This window comes from Rhodanobacter sp. DHB23 (genome assembly GCF_014842975.1).
GTDB lineage: Bacteria > Pseudomonadota > Gammaproteobacteria > Xanthomonadales > Rhodanobacteraceae > Rhodanobacter_A.
Genome location: NZ_JACYXK010000023.1, coordinates 86,567 through 102,721, shown reverse-complemented (window position 1 = coordinate 102,721; position 16,155 = coordinate 86,567). Strand labels below are relative to the sequence as shown.

18 protein-coding genes are annotated in these 16,155 nt (G+C 70.9%); 14 read left to right on the top strand and 4 right to left on the bottom strand.

Annotation, left to right across the window (positions count from 1 at the left end; translation table 11 throughout):
- Positions 1–82: 82 nt before the first annotated feature.
- The 7 genes from IHE47_RS05760 to IHE47_RS05730 all read left to right on the top strand — a co-directional run bounded on the left by IHE47_RS05760 (position 83) and on the right by IHE47_RS05730 (position 8,042).
- On the top strand, positions 83–2,224 hold the full coding sequence (locus tag IHE47_RS05760) for a bifunctional (p)ppGpp synthetase/guanosine-3',5'-bis(diphosphate) 3'-pyrophosphohydrolase (protein ID WP_192104919.1): 2,142 nt from the start codon (positions 83–85) through the stop codon (positions 2,222–2,224).
- Between the two features lie 237 nt (positions 2,225–2,461).
- Complete coding sequence (locus IHE47_RS05755; protein WP_192104918.1) at positions 2,462–4,162, top strand: hypothetical protein; 1,701 nt, start codon at positions 2,462–2,464, stop codon at positions 4,160–4,162.
- A gap of 7 nt (positions 4,163–4,169) precedes the next feature.
- Positions 4,170–5,021, top strand: a complete 852-nt coding sequence (locus IHE47_RS05750; RefSeq protein ID WP_192104917.1) for an NAD-dependent epimerase/dehydratase family protein — start codon at positions 4,170–4,172, stop codon at positions 5,019–5,021.
- A gap of 80 nt (positions 5,022–5,101) precedes the next feature.
- Entirely contained in the window at positions 5,102–6,751 is a 1,650-nt protein-coding gene (locus IHE47_RS05745) for an acyl-CoA dehydrogenase family protein (RefSeq protein WP_192104916.1), read from the top strand.
- A 31-nt stretch (positions 6,752–6,782) separates the two neighbouring features.
- On the top strand, positions 6,783–7,274 hold the full coding sequence (locus IHE47_RS05740) for an asparaginase domain-containing protein (protein WP_192105040.1): 492 nt from the start codon (positions 6,783–6,785) through the stop codon (positions 7,272–7,274).
- Between the two features lie 103 nt (positions 7,275–7,377).
- A complete protein-coding gene (locus IHE47_RS05735) occupies positions 7,378–7,635 on the top strand; it encodes a type II toxin-antitoxin system Phd/YefM family antitoxin (protein ID WP_192104915.1) in 258 nt (85 codons plus the stop codon).
- Entirely contained in the window at positions 7,635–8,042 is a 408-nt protein-coding gene (locus tag IHE47_RS05730; protein ID WP_192104914.1) for a type II toxin-antitoxin system VapC family toxin, read from the top strand. Before IHE47_RS05735 ends, IHE47_RS05730 begins: the two co-directional genes overlap by 1 nt.
- A 110-nt stretch (positions 8,043–8,152) precedes the next feature.
- On the opposite strand, the gene sufT is transcribed toward IHE47_RS05730, so the two are convergent.
- Positions 8,153–8,710: a putative Fe-S cluster assembly protein SufT gene (gene sufT / locus IHE47_RS05725; RefSeq protein WP_192104913.1), complete on the bottom strand. Its 558-nt coding sequence runs from the start codon at positions 8,708–8,710 to the stop codon at positions 8,153–8,155.
- Between the two features lie 161 nt (positions 8,711–8,871).
- On the opposite strand from sufT, the gene IHE47_RS05720 reads away from it, so the two are divergent.
- The gene (locus tag IHE47_RS05720) at positions 8,872–9,303 is read left to right on the top strand and encodes a hypothetical protein (protein WP_192104912.1); all 432 of its coding nucleotides are present in this window, start codon (positions 8,872–8,874) and stop codon (positions 9,301–9,303) included.
- A gap of 239 nt (positions 9,304–9,542) precedes the next feature.
- Here IHE47_RS05720 and IHE47_RS05715 read toward each other — a convergent pair whose 3' ends face one another.
- Together IHE47_RS05715 and IHE47_RS05710 are read right to left on the bottom strand one after the other, a co-directional pair.
- Complete coding sequence (locus IHE47_RS05715) at positions 9,543–11,012, bottom strand: NAD(P)(+) transhydrogenase (Re/Si-specific) subunit beta (RefSeq protein WP_192104911.1); 1,470 nt, start codon at positions 11,010–11,012, stop codon at positions 9,543–9,545.
- Entirely contained in the window at positions 11,009–11,311 is a 303-nt protein-coding gene (locus IHE47_RS05710; RefSeq protein ID WP_192104910.1) for an NAD(P) transhydrogenase subunit alpha, read from the bottom strand. The genes IHE47_RS05715 and IHE47_RS05710 overlap by 4 nt, the downstream gene beginning before the upstream one ends.
- A gap of 152 nt (positions 11,312–11,463) precedes the next feature.
- Between IHE47_RS05710 and IHE47_RS05705 the strand changes: the two genes are divergently transcribed.
- The 3 genes from IHE47_RS05705 to IHE47_RS05695 are packed head-to-tail and all read left to right on the top strand — an operon-like array spanning position 11,464 to position 12,935.
- The gene (locus tag IHE47_RS05705; RefSeq protein ID WP_192104909.1) at positions 11,464–12,054 is read left to right on the top strand and encodes an RNA polymerase sigma factor; all 591 of its coding nucleotides are present in this window, start codon (positions 11,464–11,466) and stop codon (positions 12,052–12,054) included.
- Positions 12,051–12,452 carry a hypothetical protein gene (locus IHE47_RS05700; RefSeq protein WP_192104908.1) on the top strand — a complete coding sequence of 134 codons (402 nt, stop codon included), beginning with the start codon at positions 12,051–12,053 and terminating at the stop codon, positions 12,450–12,452. Before IHE47_RS05705 ends, IHE47_RS05700 begins: the two co-directional genes overlap by 4 nt.
- A 3-nt stretch (positions 12,453–12,455) precedes the next feature.
- Positions 12,456–12,935 carry a DUF3106 domain-containing protein gene (locus IHE47_RS05695; RefSeq protein WP_192104907.1) on the top strand — a complete coding sequence of 160 codons (480 nt, stop codon included), beginning with the start codon at positions 12,456–12,458 and terminating at the stop codon, positions 12,933–12,935.
- Between the two features lie 32 nt (positions 12,936–12,967).
- Here the strand turns inward: IHE47_RS05695 and IHE47_RS05690 are convergent, their stop codons facing one another.
- Positions 12,968–14,068, bottom strand: a complete 1,101-nt coding sequence (locus IHE47_RS05690; RefSeq protein ID WP_192104906.1) for an NAD(P) transhydrogenase subunit alpha — start codon at positions 14,066–14,068, stop codon at positions 12,968–12,970.
- 122 nt (positions 14,069–14,190) lie between these two features.
- Here IHE47_RS05690 and cdd point away from each other — a divergent pair, with 122 nt between their 5' ends.
- Genes cdd through IHE47_RS05675 form a run of 3 tightly spaced genes read left to right on the top strand, consistent with a single transcriptional unit; the run spans position 14,191 to position 16,100 of the window.
- A complete protein-coding gene (cdd, locus tag IHE47_RS05685) occupies positions 14,191–14,595 on the top strand; it encodes a cytidine deaminase (RefSeq protein WP_343227446.1) in 405 nt (134 codons plus the stop codon).
- Between the two features lie 39 nt (positions 14,596–14,634).
- Positions 14,635–15,204 (top strand): nitroreductase, encoded by a 570-nt coding sequence (locus IHE47_RS05680; protein ID WP_225561650.1) that lies wholly within the window; start codon positions 14,635–14,637, stop codon positions 15,202–15,204.
- On the top strand, positions 15,201–16,100 hold the full coding sequence (locus IHE47_RS05675) for a 5'-3' exonuclease H3TH domain-containing protein (RefSeq protein WP_343227440.1): 900 nt from the start codon (positions 15,201–15,203) through the stop codon (positions 16,098–16,100). Before IHE47_RS05680 ends, IHE47_RS05675 begins: the two co-directional genes overlap by 4 nt.
- The last annotated feature ends 55 nt before the right edge of the window (positions 16,101–16,155 follow it).

Sequence of the window (16,155 nt, the reverse complement as noted above, 5' to 3'; positions counted from 1 at the left end):
GCATGATTCTGCAGCCGTAGGGCGGTGAAGCCAAGCGCCGCCGATCCACCTAGAATGGATCGTCCCCGATGCGCTCCCGGCCATGACCACGCCCACGCCACCCGCCCGCCCGCAAGCCTGGCGCGACCGCGCCGGCACCCTGCCGCCCACGCTGGCCGCGGCGGTGGATGCCTGCGTGGAGCGTGCGGTCGACCAGGCCGAATGCGCCGACGTGCTCGACCTGCTGGCAACGATGGGCTGCGACGCGCCCACCCAGGCGGCGGCGCTGTGGTTCGCGCTGTCGCGCGCCGATGCCGCGCTGTGGCAGGCCGAGGCGCCGAAGCTTCCCGTGGACGTGCGCCGGCTGGTGGAAGGCCAGCAGGCCGCCGAGCAGGTCTGGGCGCTGCACGCGCAGCGCACGCAGGGCGGCGGTTCCGAGGGTCTGCGCCGGCTGCTGCTGGCGATCATCCGCGACCTGCGCGTGGTGTTCGTGCTGCTGGCGCGCCAACTCGCGCGCCTGCGCGCGGCGACCGCGCTGCCGGAAGCGGAACGCACCGAACTGGCGCGGCTCACCCGCGACATCCACGCGCCGCTCGCGAACCGCCTCGGCATCTGGCAACTGAAGTGGGAGCTGGAAGACCTCGCCTTCCGCCACCTGCAGCCCGACACCTACAAGCGCATCGCCAAACTGCTGGACGAGCGCCGCGCCGACCGCGAGGCCTTCATCCGCGACTCGCTGGACGAGCTGGGCCGCGCGCTGGCCGATGCCGGCATCCGCGCCGAGCTGGCCGGGCGGCCCAAGCACATCTATTCCATCTGGAAGAAGATGCAGCGCAAGGAGCTGGAATTCGGCGAGCTGTACGACATCCGCGCGGTGCGCGTGCTGGTGGACTCGGTGGCCGACTGCTACGCCGCGCTGGGCGTGGTGCACACGCTGTGGCCGCACCTGCCGCGCGAGTTCGACGACTACCTCGCCCGCCCCAAGGGCAACGGCTACCGCTCGCTGCACACCGCGGTGATCGGCCCGCGCGACAAGACGCTGGAAGTGCAGATCCGCACCCACGAGATGCACCGCGCCAACGAACTCGGCGTGGCCGCGCACTGGCGCTACAAGGAAGGCGGCGGCGCCGATGCCGAGTTCGAGGCCAAGATCGCCTGGATGCGCAAGCTGCTGGACACGCGCAGCGAGGACGAAGGCACGCTGGCCGCCGACCTGCGCACCGAGCTGATGGAGGACCGCGTCTACCTGCTCACGCCACGCGGCGAGGTGGTGGACCTGCCGCACGGCGGCACCGTGCTGGACTTCGCCTACCACGTGCACACCGAGGTGGGGCACCGCTGCCGCGGCGCCAAGGTCAACGGCCGCATCGTGCCGCTCACCTACCAGCCGCAGAGCGGCGACCGCGTGGAGATCCTCACCGCGAAACAGGCCGAGCCCAGCCGCGACTGGCTCTCGCCGCACCACGGCTACCTGAACAGCGCGCGGGCGCGCGACAAGGTGCGCGCGTGGTTCCGGCGGCTGGCGCACGACGCCAACCTCGCGGTGGGCCGCGCGATGTTCGAGCGCGAGCTCAAGCGCCTGGCCCTGCCCGAGATCGAACTGGCCAAGCTGCCCGCGCACTTCCACCTGAAGACGCAGGACGAGCTGCTGGTCGCGCTGGCGCTCAACGAGATCAGCACGGGACAGATCGCGCGCGCGCTGCAGGAAGCCGCGCAGCCGCTGGCAGACGACGACGCCATCGTGCCGACCGCGACCGCGCGACCCGCACCCGCGCGCGATCCCGGCGCGCTCAGCATCGAGGGCATCGGCAACCTGCTCACCACGCTGGCGCGCTGCTGCCAGCCGCTGCCCGGCGATCCGGTGCGCGGCTTCATCACGCGCGGCCGCGGCGTGTCGGTGCACCGCGCCGACTGCGCCAGCCTCGCGCGGCTCGCGCGGCGCGACCCCGACCGCGTGATCGAAGTGGCCTGGGGCAAGGCCAGTGCGCAGGCCTACGAAGTGGACGTCGAACTGCGCGGCTACGACCGCAAGGGCCTGCAGAAAGACGTCGCCGGCGTGATCAGCAACGCCGGCACGCCCATCCTCGCCTCGTCCAGCCGCGCCATCGCCAGCAGCGGCGAGGTGGAGATGCGCTTCGCCCTGCGCGTGCGCGACTTCGAGCAGCTCTCCACCCTGCTCGGCCGGCTGCTGGCCCTGCCCAACGTGCTGGAAGCACGCCGCATCGGCGGGGCGCGCGCATCCTGAACGCGCGTTCCGGCGCGGCGCGGCAATGCTGCAGTGCGCTGCTAAGCTGCGGTGGATTCCCGGACACTGCGGGTTTTGCCCGTCATCCCGGCGAGGCGCTCCTCAACAGCCGGATGGCTGGTCAAGCCGGGATCCAGCGCCTTCAGGCCAAGCGCATCAAGACACTGGATGCCGGCCTTCGCCGGCATGACTAGCCAGAAAGCCGATCACTCCACCTCCCCACGATTTGCCGAACCCATGAGCGGACGCCGCGACCAGCACGAACCCGAACAGCGCGGACGCACCGAACCCACGCTGGGCAACCTCGACCAGCTCGACGCGCCGCCGCGCCAGGCAACGCCGCGCGACGACCTGCCGTCGATGAAGGCCGAGCCGCGCGGCGCCCGCGCGGCGGCGCAACCCCGGCGGAAGCGCCGCGGCTGGCTGGCGCCCGTGCTCCTGCTGCTCGCGGTCGGCGCGATCGGCGCGATGTGGTACGGACGCAGCTACCTCAGCAACAGCCTGCTGCCGCGCACCGAGCTCAACGACGTGCTCGGCCGCGCGCAGCAGGCGCTGGCCGCCGGCCATCTGGACGGCCAGGACGGCACCAGCGCGCGCGAGCTGTTCCAGGCCGCGGTGGCGCTGGAACCGGACAACGACATCGCGCACGACGGCCTGCATCAGGTCGGCACGGCCGAACTTTCGCAGGCCGACGCCGCCCTGCAAGCCGGCCAGTTCGACGTGGCGGCGCAAAAGGCCGCGGTGGCCCGCGAGCTGCTGGGCGGCGGCAGCGACGTGGACCATCTCGACCAGATGATCGCCGCCAAGCGCGCATCGCAGGTACAGGTCTCGACCCTGGTGGACCAGGCGCAGCAGGCCTTCGCCGCCGGCCAGTACGGCGGCGACCGCGGCGCCGGGGCGCTGTACCGGCAGATGCTCGCCGCCGATCCCGGCAATGCCGTGGCGCGCCACGGCCTGGACCAGGTCGGCGACGCACTGGCGGCGCAGGCGCAGAAGGCCATCGATGCGAACGACGGCGCGGGCGCCGACGCCGCCATCGAACAGCTGGCCGCGTTGCAGCCGAATAACGCCGCCCTGCCCGGCCTGCGCGCCGCGCGGGCGCAGGCCGGGCAACAGGACGGCGCCGCATTGGCCGCCGACCTGCAGCAAGGCGACGATGCGCTGCGCAACGGCCGCATCGCCGGCGCCGGCGACGACACCGCGCTGGCGCATTACAAGGCCGCGCTCGCGCTGGACCCGGACAACGCGCAAGCGCAGGCCGGCCTCGGCAAGGTGGCGCAGGCACTCACCGTGCAGGCCAGCGCGGCGATGGACGCCGGCGACGCCGCGCAAGCCGGCAAGCTGCTCGACGACGCGGCGGCACTGGCGCCGAAGTCCGCCGACATCGCCGCCGCGCGTGCGCACCTGCAGGGCATGCAGCAGCAGCCAGCGGCCGCCAAGGCGCCCGCGAACGACGGCCAGGACGTCGCAGCCGCCGCGGCGCCCGCGCCGACGCCGCAGCAAAGCGCGCAGATCGCCCGCCTGCTGCAGCAGGCGCAAGCCGCCACGCAGCGCGGCGACATCATGATGCCGCCCGGCAACTGCGCCTACGACCTCTACCGCAGCGCGCTGGCCATCGACGGCAACAGCGCCGCCGCCCAGCAGGGCCTGCAGGCGCTGCCAGGCACGGTGCAGCAGCTGTTCAACCGCGCGCTGGCCTCGGGCGACCTCGTCCGCGCCGGCCGGATGCTGGACAACCTCGCCGACCTCTCGCCCGGCGATGCATCGCAAGGCGCGCTGCGCCAGCGCCTTGCCGGCGCGTGGCTGGACCAGGCCGACCGGCAACTCGCCGGCGGCGACCGCACCGGCGCCATGCAGGCGCTGCAACAGGCGCGCAAGCTGGCGCCGAACCTGCCGCGCGTGCTCGACCTCGCCACGCGCCTGCAATCGGGTAACTGACACGCGCATGACGGTATTGGTCTTCGGCGGCAGCAGCCAGATCGGCCACTTCCTCCTGCCGCGCCTGGTCGCCGGCGGCGCAGCGGTGACGGCCCTGAGCCGCCGCGCGCGCGTCTCGCGACCCGGCCTGCACTGGCTGCAGGGCAACCTTCCAGACACCATGCCGGGCGAACTGCCGCATCCCTCCGCCATCGTCAGCTTCGGCCCGCTCCAGCCGTTTGCCGACTGGCTGGCGCGCATGGATTTCGGCAGCGAACCGCCGCGCGTGGTCGCCACCAGTTCGATGAGCGCGGAGACCAAGCGCGATTCCGGCGAGCCTGCCGAACGCGCCATCTCGCAACAGCTGCGCGACGGCGAACAGGCCCTGGCCGCCGCCTGCGCGCGCCACGGCGCCCCGTGGACGGTGCTGCGCCCCACGCTGATCTACGGCGCGGGACTCGACAAGAGCCTCAGCCCGATCGCCCGCCGCGCCTGGCGCACGCGCGTCTTCCCGCTGCCCACCGGCCGCGGCATGCGCCAGCCGGTGCACGCCGAGGACATCGCGCTCGCCGTGCTCGCCGCGCTGGCCAGCCCCGCCAGCGCGGGACGCATCCTGCCCATCGGCGGCGGCGAACGGCTCAGCGCGCACGACATGTTCGCCCGCGTCCGCCAGACCCTGCCCCACGCCAACCTGCCCGTGCCGTTGCCGGCATGGCTGCTGCATGCGGGCCAGCGCTTCGCGCCGGCGAAATGGCGCGGCCCGCTGGCGCGGCTCGATGCGGACCTCGTGGCGGACAACGGCGAGCTGGAGCGCCTGCTCGGCGTGACGCCGCGGGCGTTCCAGCCGACGGCGAACATGTGGTTTCCCGCCAGGGATTGACGCCGGCACTGCCGGTCTGATCCGGCTTGCCCGGCGCTTCCTATACTGGCCGCTCCGCGCAAAGGAACCAGGAGCCGCCCATGGGATTCCTGCAAGCCGCCCCGCAACTGCCGCACCCATGGCGCGACGAGCGCCTGCTGCACTCGCTGATCGAGCGCGTCCTGCCCGCTGCACGGCGCGACGCGCTGGCCGGCGATCTCGACGCGCTGGGCGACTACGCACTGATGGCCTGGCGGCGCGCCACCACGAGCACGCGGCGCAAGCCGGTGCTGACGCAGTGGGACGCGTGGGGGCGGCGGGTGGACCGCATCGAGCTGACCACGGCGTGGCAGGAAGGCCCGCTCCTCACCACGCGCCACGCGATTCTCGCCGCCGGCCACGAAAACCACGAGCACGCGCGGCTGGAGGAATTCGCACGTGTCTACCTCTACCACGTGGCCAGCGAGTTCTATACCTGCCCGCTGGCGATGACCGATGGCGCGGCCACCGCGCTGAAGGCCTCCGGCAACCGCGCGCTGATCGAACGCGCGCTGCCGCATTTCCTCAGCCGCGACGCGGCGACGTTCTGGCTCAGCGGCCAATGGATGACCGAGACGCACGGCGGCTCCGACGTGGGCAACACCGAGACCGTGGCGCGGCAGGATGCCGACGGCCAGTGGCGGCTGCACGGCCGCAAGTGGTTCAGCTCGGCCGTGGTGGGCGAAGCGGCGCTGGCCCTGGCGCGCCCCGAAGGCGCCGGCAGCGGCTCCGGCGCGCTGGCGCTGTTCTACGTGGAGACCATGGACGACGCGCACGGCGCGCAGCGCAAGCCGCAGCTCGTCATCGACCGCCTCAAGGACAAGCTGGGCACGCAGGAACTGCCCACCGCCGAGATCCACCTCGACGGCCTGCCCGCGTGGCCTCTCGGTGAGTTGTCGAACGGCGTGCGCCAGGTCGCGCCGATGCTCAACGTCACGCGCACCTGGAACGCGGTGTGCGCGATCGCCAGCATGGCGCGGGCGATCGCGCTGGCGCGCGACTACGCCACGCGCCGGCAGGCCTTCGGCCGCCCGCTGATCGAACAGCCGCTGCATGCGCAGACGCTGGCCGACATGCAGGCCGAGTTCGAGGGCGCGTTCGCGCTGGCCTTCGAGGTGGCGCAACTGCTGGGCCGCGTGGAACACGGCAGCGCCGCCCCGCACGAAACCGCGCTGCTGCGCCTGCTCACGCCACTGGCAAAACTGTGGACCGGCAAGCTGGCGGTGCGCCTCTGCTCCGAGGCGCTGGAATGCTTCGGCGGCGCCGGCTACATCGAGGACACCGGCCTGCCGCAACTGCTGCGCGACGCGCAGGTGTATGCGATCTGGGAAGGCACCACCAATGTGCTGTCTCTTGACGCGCTGCGCGCGCTGGCAGGCGACGGATTGGGCGCACTGCGCACCGCCGTCGCCGCATGGCTGCACGGCGGCGACCCGCACGCCGCCTTCGCCATCGACGCTGCGCTGGATGCCGCCGCCGGCCATCTCGACGCGACGCCCGCGCAACGCACCACCCTGGAAGCCGGCGCGCGCGGCCTCGCGCTCACGCTGGCGCGCTGCGCGGCGGCGGCCCTGCTGGCACGCCAGGCGGCCTGGTCGCAGGCGCGCGGCGATGCGCGACCCGCGGCGGCCTTGCGCCGTTTCCTCGGCCACGGCCTGCTGCGGCTGGCGGATGTCGGCACGGACGACACCGCCCTGCTGTCAGGCGGCTAAAATGGCGGCTTTCACCATCGGCGCAGCGACCATGCAGCATCTCACCATCGTCACCACCGGCGGCACCATCGACAAGATCTACTTCGACGACAAGTCGGACTACAAGATCGGCGCGCCGCAGATCGGCGAGATCCTCGGCCAGCTCGGCGTGGCCTTCCAGTTCGACGTGATCCCGATCCTGCGCAAGGACAGCCTGCACGTCACCGACGAGGACCGCGCGCTGATCCGCTCCACCATCGAGGCGCAGCCGCACCGCCACGTGCTGGTCACCCACGGCACCGACACCATGGTGGAAACCGCCAAGGTGCTGGCCGCCATCCCCGGCAAGGTGATCGTGCTCACCGGCGCGCTCAACCCCGCGCGCTTCCAGGGCTCGGACGCGGTGTTCAACATCGGCTGCGCGGTGGCCGCGGTGCAGACGCTGCCCGACGGCGTGTACATCGCGATGAACGGGCGCGTGTGGGATCCGGCGAAGGTGCGCAAAAACCGGGCGGAGAATCGGTTTGAGGAAGTGCGGGGCTGAAATATCGCGGCCCTTGGAAAGGGCACTCTGCCCCCTGTTTCCCGGGCCGTCTCCAGCCAACGTGCTAAACTAGTCACATATCTGGTCAGGACAGAGGTGACTCATGAGCACATGGCCCGTACAAGATGCAAAAGCCCGCTTCAGTGAGTTTCTGGACGCCTGCATGACCGATGGCCCCCAGCTTGTGACCAAGCGCGGGGCAGAGGCCGCCGTCCTGGTCAACGCGGCTGAATGGCGGCGCCTGAAACAAGCGGCGAAGCCAAGCCTGAAGGATCTTCTCCTAATGCCTGAAGGTCGTGGAGACATCCCCGTCCCGACACGCGGAAAGGCAAAGCGCCGACCTGCCAAGGGATTGTCCTGATGTTCCTGCTCGACACGAACGTCGTTTCGGAATTGAGAAAGCCGAAGCCGCATGGCGGAGTCGTTGCCTGGATCGAGCAGGTGGCCGATGCCGATCTGCACCTGTCGGCCGTGACCATCGGCGAGATTCAAGCAGGGATCGAGATCACCAGAGAGCAGGACAAGGCCAAGGCGGCCGAGCTGACAAGTTGGCTGGATCAGCTTGCTGCGGCCTACAACGTGATTCCCATGGACGGGCGGGTGTTCCGGGAGTGGGCAAGGCTCATGCACCGGAAGTCGGACACCCTGTATGAAGATGCCATGATCGCAGCGACGGCACGAATCCATGACTTGACCGTCGTGACGCGGAATATTGCTGATTTCAGGGGATTCAAGGTTGCGCTGTTGAATCCGTTTGCGAGGAAGTAAAAAAGCACACGCAAGAGTGCAACTTCTGAATCGCACTCCGACTTCACCACCTCGCAAGATTGCCCCTCACCCCAACCCTCTCCCCGAAGGGGAGAGGGAGAAAAGCGGCATCAAAGCATCCCCGTTTCCAGCTTCGCCAGCTCGGACATCATCGAGTGGCTCCACGGCGGGTCGAACACCAGGTCGATGTCGGCTTCGGCGATGGTGGGGATCATTTCCAGCTTGGTGCGGGCGTCGTCCACCAGGATGTCGCCCATGCCGCAGCCGGGCGCGGTGAGGGTGAGCTTGACGTAGACCTTGCGCTGGCCGTCCTCGCGCTGTTCGAGGCTGAGGTCGTAGACCAGGCCCAGCTCGACCACGTTCACCGGGATCTCCGGGTCGAACACGGTGCGCAGTTGGTCCCAGCAGAGCCTTTCCACGTCGGCGTCGGTGGCGTCGGCCGGCACCTCGATCGGCGGCGGCGGCTCCTTGCCCAGCGCGTCGGCGTCCTTGCCCGCGATGCGGAACAGGTTGCCTTCCACGTACACGGTGAAGCTGCCGCCCAGTGCCTGGGTGATGTAGCCGATCTGGCCGGCCGGCAGGCTCACCGTTTCGCCCTGCGGCACCATCACCGCCTCGCAGTCGCGCACCAGGGTGAAGGGTTCGCTGCTCAGACTGAAACCGCTCATGCCACTCGCCAATCCGTCGTCAATGAGGCGTGCTGCACGGCACGCCAAGCTGCCTATTATGGCCCGGATCGGGGGCAGCTGGGCACGGCGACCAGCTATGATCGGCGTTTTTTGCCCACCGACCACCGCATGACCCGCCTCTCCGCCACCCGGCCCGCGCCATGAAGCCACGCGACGTTCCGCTGTTCGTTTTCGCGCTGTTCTGCGCCGCGATGATGGGCCTGGCCGTGGGCGCGACGTGGATGGTGGCGACCATGTACCTGCACCGTGCCGCCCCCTGGCTGGCGCTGCCGGCAGGCGCCGTGCTGGCGTGGGCGACCCGCCACTGGATCCGCCGCGCCGGCGCCGGCGCGGCGGTGCTGGCGGCCTTTGCCACGGTGCTGGCGGCGCTCTACTTCAACGTGCTGATGGCCGCGATCCTGCTGGCCGGCAACTTCGACCTGGGCCTCACCGAGGCATTGCGCACGGCAGGCGCCGGCATGTTGCTGGACCTGGCATGGCTGGGCCTGCATCCGGCCGATGTCGCGTGGTACGCGCTGGGCATCCTGCTGGCGGCCTGGCTGGCCTGGCGCCAGGCCACGCCGCGCCGCTGATACACCATCGGTAGGAGCGCACCCTGTGCGCGATTGCCTTGCGCCTTGATCGAAGCGCAAGGCAATCGCGCACAGGGTGCGCTCCTACACGTGGCATTTTGCCTGGCCCTTGTCTGTACTTTTGCGATCATCCTGATCGCGAGAATCAAACGGGCAACCATCCATGGCCGCACTGCTCAAGCTTTTGCGATCATCCCTGATCGCAGGATCAAACGGGCGGCCATCCATGGCCGCACTCTTCAAACGTCGAGGGACTTCAGCTCGCTCACCAACTGGCCGGCGGCGGCCTGGCCGTCGCCGTACAGCATGCGCGTGTTGTCGGCGTAGAACAGCGCGTTCTCGATGCCGGCGAAGCCGGTGCCCTTGCCGCGCTTGACCACGATCACGTGCTTCGCCGCCGCCACGTCGAGGATGGGCATGCCGTAGATCGGCGAGGACGGATCGGTCTTGGCCATCGGGTTGACCACGTCGTTCGCGCCGATCACCAGCACCACGTCGGTGTTCGGGAACTCGGGGTTGATGTCGTCCATGTCCTCGATCAGGTCGTAGGGCACGCCGGCCTCGGCCAGCAGCACGTTCATGTGGCCGGGCATGCGGCCGGCCACCGGGTGGATCGCGAACTTCACCTTCACCCCGCGCTCGATCAGCAGCTTGGCGAACTCCCACACCTTGTGCTGCGCCTGCGCCACCGCCATGCCGTAGCCCGGCACGATCGCCACGCGCTCGGCGTAGGCCATCATCACCGCCGCATCGGCGGCCTCGATCGGTTTCTGCGCACCGGCGATCTCCTGCGCCGCCCCGCCCGCCGCCGCGCCGAAGCTGCCGAACAGCACGTTGCCCAGCGAGCGGTTCATCGCCTTGGCCATCAGCTGGGTCAGCAGGGTGCCGGCCGCGCCGACCACCATGCCGGCGATGATCATCGCCTCGTTGCCCAGCACGTAGCCCTCGAACGCCACCGCGAGGCCAGTGAAGGCGTTGTACAGCGAGATCACCACCGGCATGTCGGCGCCGCCGATCGGCAAGGTCATCAGCAGGCCGAACAGCAGCGAGAGCACGAAGAACGCCGCGATCACCGGCAGTTCGAGGTGCCCCGTCGCCAGCATCGCGCCATGCAGCAGCGCCAGCAGCAGCACCAGCAGGTTCACGATGCGCTGGCCGGGGAACACGAAGCGCCGGTCCATCCAGCCCTGCAGCTTGGCGAAGGCGACCAGCGAGCCGGAGAAGCTCACCGCGCCGATCAGCGCGCCCAGCACGCCCAGCAGCAGCGCCACCGGCGACAGCGGGGCCACCGCGGGAACCTGGTGCAGGGCGTCGATCGCCCAGCTTTCCGGGCGCAGCGGCGAGGTGTCCGGCACCATCGTCGCGGCACGCTGCACGTGCGCCACCAGTTCCGCCGCGCCAATGCCGGCCGCGGCGCCGCCACCCATGCCGTTGTACAGCGCCACCATCTGCGGCATCGCGGTCATCGCCACGCGGCGGCCGCTCCACCACGCCGCGGCCACGCCGATCAGCACCGCGGCGAGGATCAGCCCGCGGTTGTGCATGTCCGGCAGCGCGAAGGTGGCCAGCACCGCCAGCAGCATGCCCACGCCCGCCCACACGATGCCGCCGCGCGCGGTGCGCGGCGAACTCATGCGCTTCAGGCCCAGGATGAACAGCAGTGCGGCGAGGAAATAGCAGGCATCGACCAGGGTGGGCAGCCAGCTCATGCCTTGTCTCCCGGCTTGCCGGCGCTGGGCTTGAACATCTCCAGCATGCGCTCGGTGACCACGTAGCCGCCGGCGACGTTGCCGGCGCCCAGCAGCACGGCCACGAAGCCCAGCCCGGTCTCGAACGGCGTGGAGGCATGGCCAAGCGCTATCATGGCGCCCACCAGCACGATGCCGTGGACGAAGTTGGAACCGGACATCAACGGCGTGTGCAGGATCACCGGCACCCGCGCGATGATCTCGTGGCCGGTGAACGCGGCCAGCATGAAGATGTACAGCGCCACAAACCCGTCGATCATGACCCCTCTCCCATGAGTGCCACCCGCCTGAACAACGCAGTTCCAGCATCATACGGGCGCCAGTCAACCTGTGCGAGCGCCAAGCGTTGAGCACGGGTGTCGAACCGTTGGAGCCCAGGCATGCGTCAGCCGACGATGCGGACGAGGCCGCCATGAACGGCCTCGCCGGTACCCTCGATGCCGAACTGCTGGCCGCCGCAGGCGCGCAGGAAATCCCGGCCACCCTGGACGCCTTCCTGGCGCAGGTGGAGCGGCGCGCCTTCCGCGTGGCGGAGCTGAACCTGCGCAACCGCGAGGACGCGCTGGACGCGGTGCAGGACGCCATGCTGCGGCTGGTGGGGCACTACCGGGACAAACCGGCCACCGAATGGGCGCCGCTGTTCTGGGGCATCCTGCGCCGGCGCATCGTCGACCTGCAGCGCCGCCGCAAGGTGCGCTCGATCGTGGTGGGCTGGCTGGGCGGCGGTCGCGACGACGAGGGCGACGAACTGCCCAGCTGGGATCCGGCCGACCACGGTCCCGGCCCGCAGGACAGGGTGCAGGACGCGCAGTCGTGGCACGACCTCAGCGCCGCGCTGCGCGGATTGCCGCAGCGCCAGCGCGAGGCCTTCACGCTGCGCATGCTGGAAGAACTGGACGTGGCCGAGACGGCACAGGCCATGGGTTGCTCGGAAGGCAGTGTGAAAACACATCTGTCGCGCGCCATGCAACGGCTGCGCGAACAACTGGAGGACTGGCGATGAACACGCCTGGCAACAACCTGTCGAACGCCACGCTGGAGCAGCGCGCCCGCGCGCTTTACCACGAAGCCGCGCGCAACCTCGATCCCGGCCTCGCCGGCCGCCTGCGCGCCGCGCGCCGCGAGGCGCTGGCCGGCACGCGGCAGGTGCACCATCATGTCGCGCGCTGGCTGGTGCCTTCCGGCGCCTGCGCGGCGATCGCGCTGGCCGCGCTGCTGGCGTGGCCGTCCGAACCCCGCCCAGCCGCCGAGATGCCGGCCACCGCCGTCACCGCCACGGTTGGCAACGAAGCCGACAGCCCGCTGCCGCCCGATCCCGAGCAGGCCGACCCCAACCTGTACCAGAACCTCGACTTCTACGGCTGGTTGGCCGCCAACGACAACCCGCCCCCCGCCCACTGATCCATGGCCCTGTCCGCACGCCCATTGCAGTCGCTCGCCCTCGCCATCATCCTGCTCGGCGGCCTTGCCGCGCCTGCCCTGCACGCGCAGAACGCACCCGCGCCGACCGCCTGGAACAGCCTCACGCCGGCCCAGCGCGACGTGCTGTCGCCGTTGCGGCAGGACTGGAGCAGCCTGCCGCCGCAACGGCAGCAGCACCTGCTGGAAAAGAGCAAGGACTGGGTGAACCTGCCGCCGCAGCAGCGCGCGCAGATCAGCGATCGCATCGCGCGCTGGCAGCAGATGACGCCGGCGGAGCGCCAGCAGACGCGCGAGAACCAGCGCCTGTTCCGGCAATTGCCGCCCGCGCAGCGCGAGCAGTTGCACGCCGCCTACCAGCGTTTCCAGCAGATGCCGCCGGAGCAGCGCGAGAAACTGATGCAGCAATGGCACGCCATGCCTCCCGCGCAGCGGCTGCGCTGGCTGCACGCACCAAGGCACTGATCGCGCCGCGGGCCGTTCGCCCGCGGGAGCCGCTACCCCTTGAACACCGCCTCGCCGGCGCGCGCCACGCAGCTCTTCGCCACCAGCTCGTCGTCGAAGTCGGGCGCGAGCGCGCCATCCTTCAGCAGCAGCTCGGCGAAGTTCACCACGTTGCGCGCATACATCTCCGACGCGTGCAGCGGCGCACCGGCCGGCAGGTTGAGCGGGCCGAGGATGGTGACACCGCCCTGCTCCACGCGCTCACCCGGCCGGGTCAGCCCGCAGTTGCCGCCGCTCTCGGCGGCCAGGTCCACGATCAGCGCGCCCGGCTTCATGCCCGCGACCATCGCGGCCGTGAGGATCTTCGGCGCCGCGCGGCCCGGCACCGCGGCCGTGCTCACCACCACGTCGAACGCCTTGAGGTGCTCGGCCAGCGCCTGCTGCTGCGCCGCGCGCTCCTCCGCCGACAGTTCGCGCGCATAGCCGCCGCTGCCGGCGGCGCTGACGCCGAGGTCGAGGAACTTCGCGCCCAGCGACTCCACTTGTTCACGCGTTTCGGGGCGCACGTCGTAGCCCTCGGTCTGCGCCCCCAGCCGGCGCGCGGTGGCGATCGCCTGCAGGCCGGCCACGCCAGCGCCGATCACCAGCACCTTCGAGGGCCGGATGGTGCCTGCGGCGGTGGTGAGCATGGGGAAGAACTTGGGCGCCGCCTCGGCGGCGATCAGCATGGCGCGATAGCCGGCCACCGCCGCCTGCGAGCTCAGCACGTCCATCGCCTGCGCGCGCGTGGTGCGCGGCAGCAGCTCCAGCGCGAACGCGGTGAGCCTGCGCGCGGCCAGTGCCGCGATGCGCGCGGGCGCGCCGTAAGGCCGCAACTGCCCCACGACCACCGCGCCTTCGCGCAACTGCGCGAACACCGCATCCTCCGGCGGCAGCACGCAGGCCAGCAGGTCGGCCTGCGCCAGCACCTCGCCGGCCGGGGCGAAATCCGTGTTCGCATACAGCGCGTCGGGAAAGCCCGCCGACGCGCCCGCACCGTGTTCCAGCAACACGCGCAGGCCCTTGCCGTGGAGCTTCTTCGCCATCTCGGGCGTGATCGCCACGCGGCGTTCGCCGGCGGCGGTCTCGCGCAGGGCGGCTACGGTGATCGGCATCGTGCGTCCCTCATGGAAGGTCGCCGCATCTTGCCATGTTTGCGCGGGCTTGGACGCACCGCCGCGGCGCGCTACCCTGACCCACCGCCCGGGGGAACACGGAGAGCACGATGCCCGTTTCCATCCCGCACGACGAACTGCTGGCGCTGGCGCGCGCCGCCCGCGAACAAGCCCACGCCCCGTATTCCGGCTTCGCCGTGGGCGCCGCCCTGCTGGCCCGCGACGGCCGCCGCTTCGCCGGCTGCAACGTCGAGAATGCCGCCTACGGCCTGTGCAACTGCGCCGAACGCACCGCGCTGTTCGCCGCCATAGCCGCCGGCTGCAGGCCGGGCGACTTCGCCGCCATCGCGGTGGTCGCCGACTGCGATGGACCGGTCAGCCCCTGCGGCGCCTGCCGCCAGGTGCTGAGCGAGCTGTGCGACGGCGACATGCCGGTGCTGCTCGCCAACCTGCGCGGCGACACCGCGCAGACCAGCGTGGCGGCCCTGCTGCCCGGCGCCTTCGCCGCACGGGCCCTGCTGCGCTGATGCCGGTTACCATGCGGCTTTCCGCAACGTGACCACGACATGCCCGCCCCGCTCGAGCTGCTGCAGCAACGCCAATCCGTCCCGTCGCGCCAGCTCGGCGCGCCCGCGCCCGACGAGGCCACGCTGCGCGAACTGCTCGCCGCCGCGATCCGCGTGCCCGACCACGGCAAGCTGGCGCCGTTCCGGCTGATCCGCCTCGAAGGCGACGCCAAGCTGCGCTTCGGCGAGCGGCTGGCGGAACTGGCGATCCGCAAGCAGCCGGAACTCTCCGACGCCAAGCGCGAGAAGGAGCAATTGCGCTACACCTTCGCGCCGCTGGTGATCGTGGTGGTGGCGCGCATCGACGCCGGCAGCAGCGTCCCCGAGATCGAGCAGCGCCTGAGCGCCGGCTGCGTGGCCTACAACATCCTGCTCGGCGCGCATGCGCTGGGCTTCGGCGCGCAATGGCTCACCGGCTGGGCCGCCTACGACCCCGATGTGGCCGCCCTGCTGCGGCTGTCCACGAACGAGCACGTGGTCGGCTTCGTGCACCTCGGCACGCCGCAGCTCGACGTGCCCGACCGCGAACGCCCCGCGCTGGACGACCTGCTGGTCACGTGGGCGCCGTGAACGCGGATCGCCGCACCGCCGCCCACCTGGTCGACGGCAGCCTCTACGTGTTCCGCGCCTGGCACTCGATGCCGGACGAATTCCTCGACGCCGAAGGCCACCCCGCCAACGCCGTGCACGGCTACACCCGCTTCCTGTGCGAGCTGCTGGAAAAGGCACGGCCGGAGCGCCTGGCGGTGGCCTTCGACGCCTCGCTCACCAGCTCCTTCCGCAACGCCATCTACCCGCCCTACAAGGCCAACCGCGAACTGCCGCCGCCCGACCTCGAGCGCCAGTTCGTGTTGTGCCGCGAAGTCACCGCCGCACTCGGCGTCGCCGTGCTGATCGACCACAGCTACGAGGCCGACGACCTGATCGGCAGCGCGCTGTGGAACCTGCGCGCGCACGGCGTGCCCGGCGTGATCGTCTCCGCCGACAAGGACTTCGGCCAGTTGCTGGGCGAGCACGACGAGCAGTGGGACTACGCGAAGAACCTGCGCTGGGGCCCCGCCGGCGTGCACGAGAAACTCGGCGTGCACCCGCACCAGGTCGCCGACTACCTCGCCCTGTGTGGCGACGCGGTGGACAACATCCCCGGCGTGCCCGGCATCGGCGCCAAGACCGCCGCCGCCCTGCTCGGCCATTTCGGCAACCTCGAAGCCCTGCTCGAACACGTGGACGAAGTCCCCTTCCTGCGCCTCCGCGGCGCCGCCAGTTGCGCCGCGAAGCTGCGCGAGCACGGCGACCAGGCGTTGCTCTACCGCCGGCTCACGCGCATCGCGCTCGATGCGCCCGTGCCCGAGGGCATCGATGACCTGCGCCGCGGGGCCGGCGATGCCGCCGCGCTCGACGCCTTGTGCGGGAAACTGCGGTTCGGCCCGTTGACGCGGGCACGGGTGAAGGCCCTGCTGGAATGAGCGGCCCCGGGCGGCGGGGCATTCCGGCGCCCCGCCGGCACGCGCGCGCGACAAT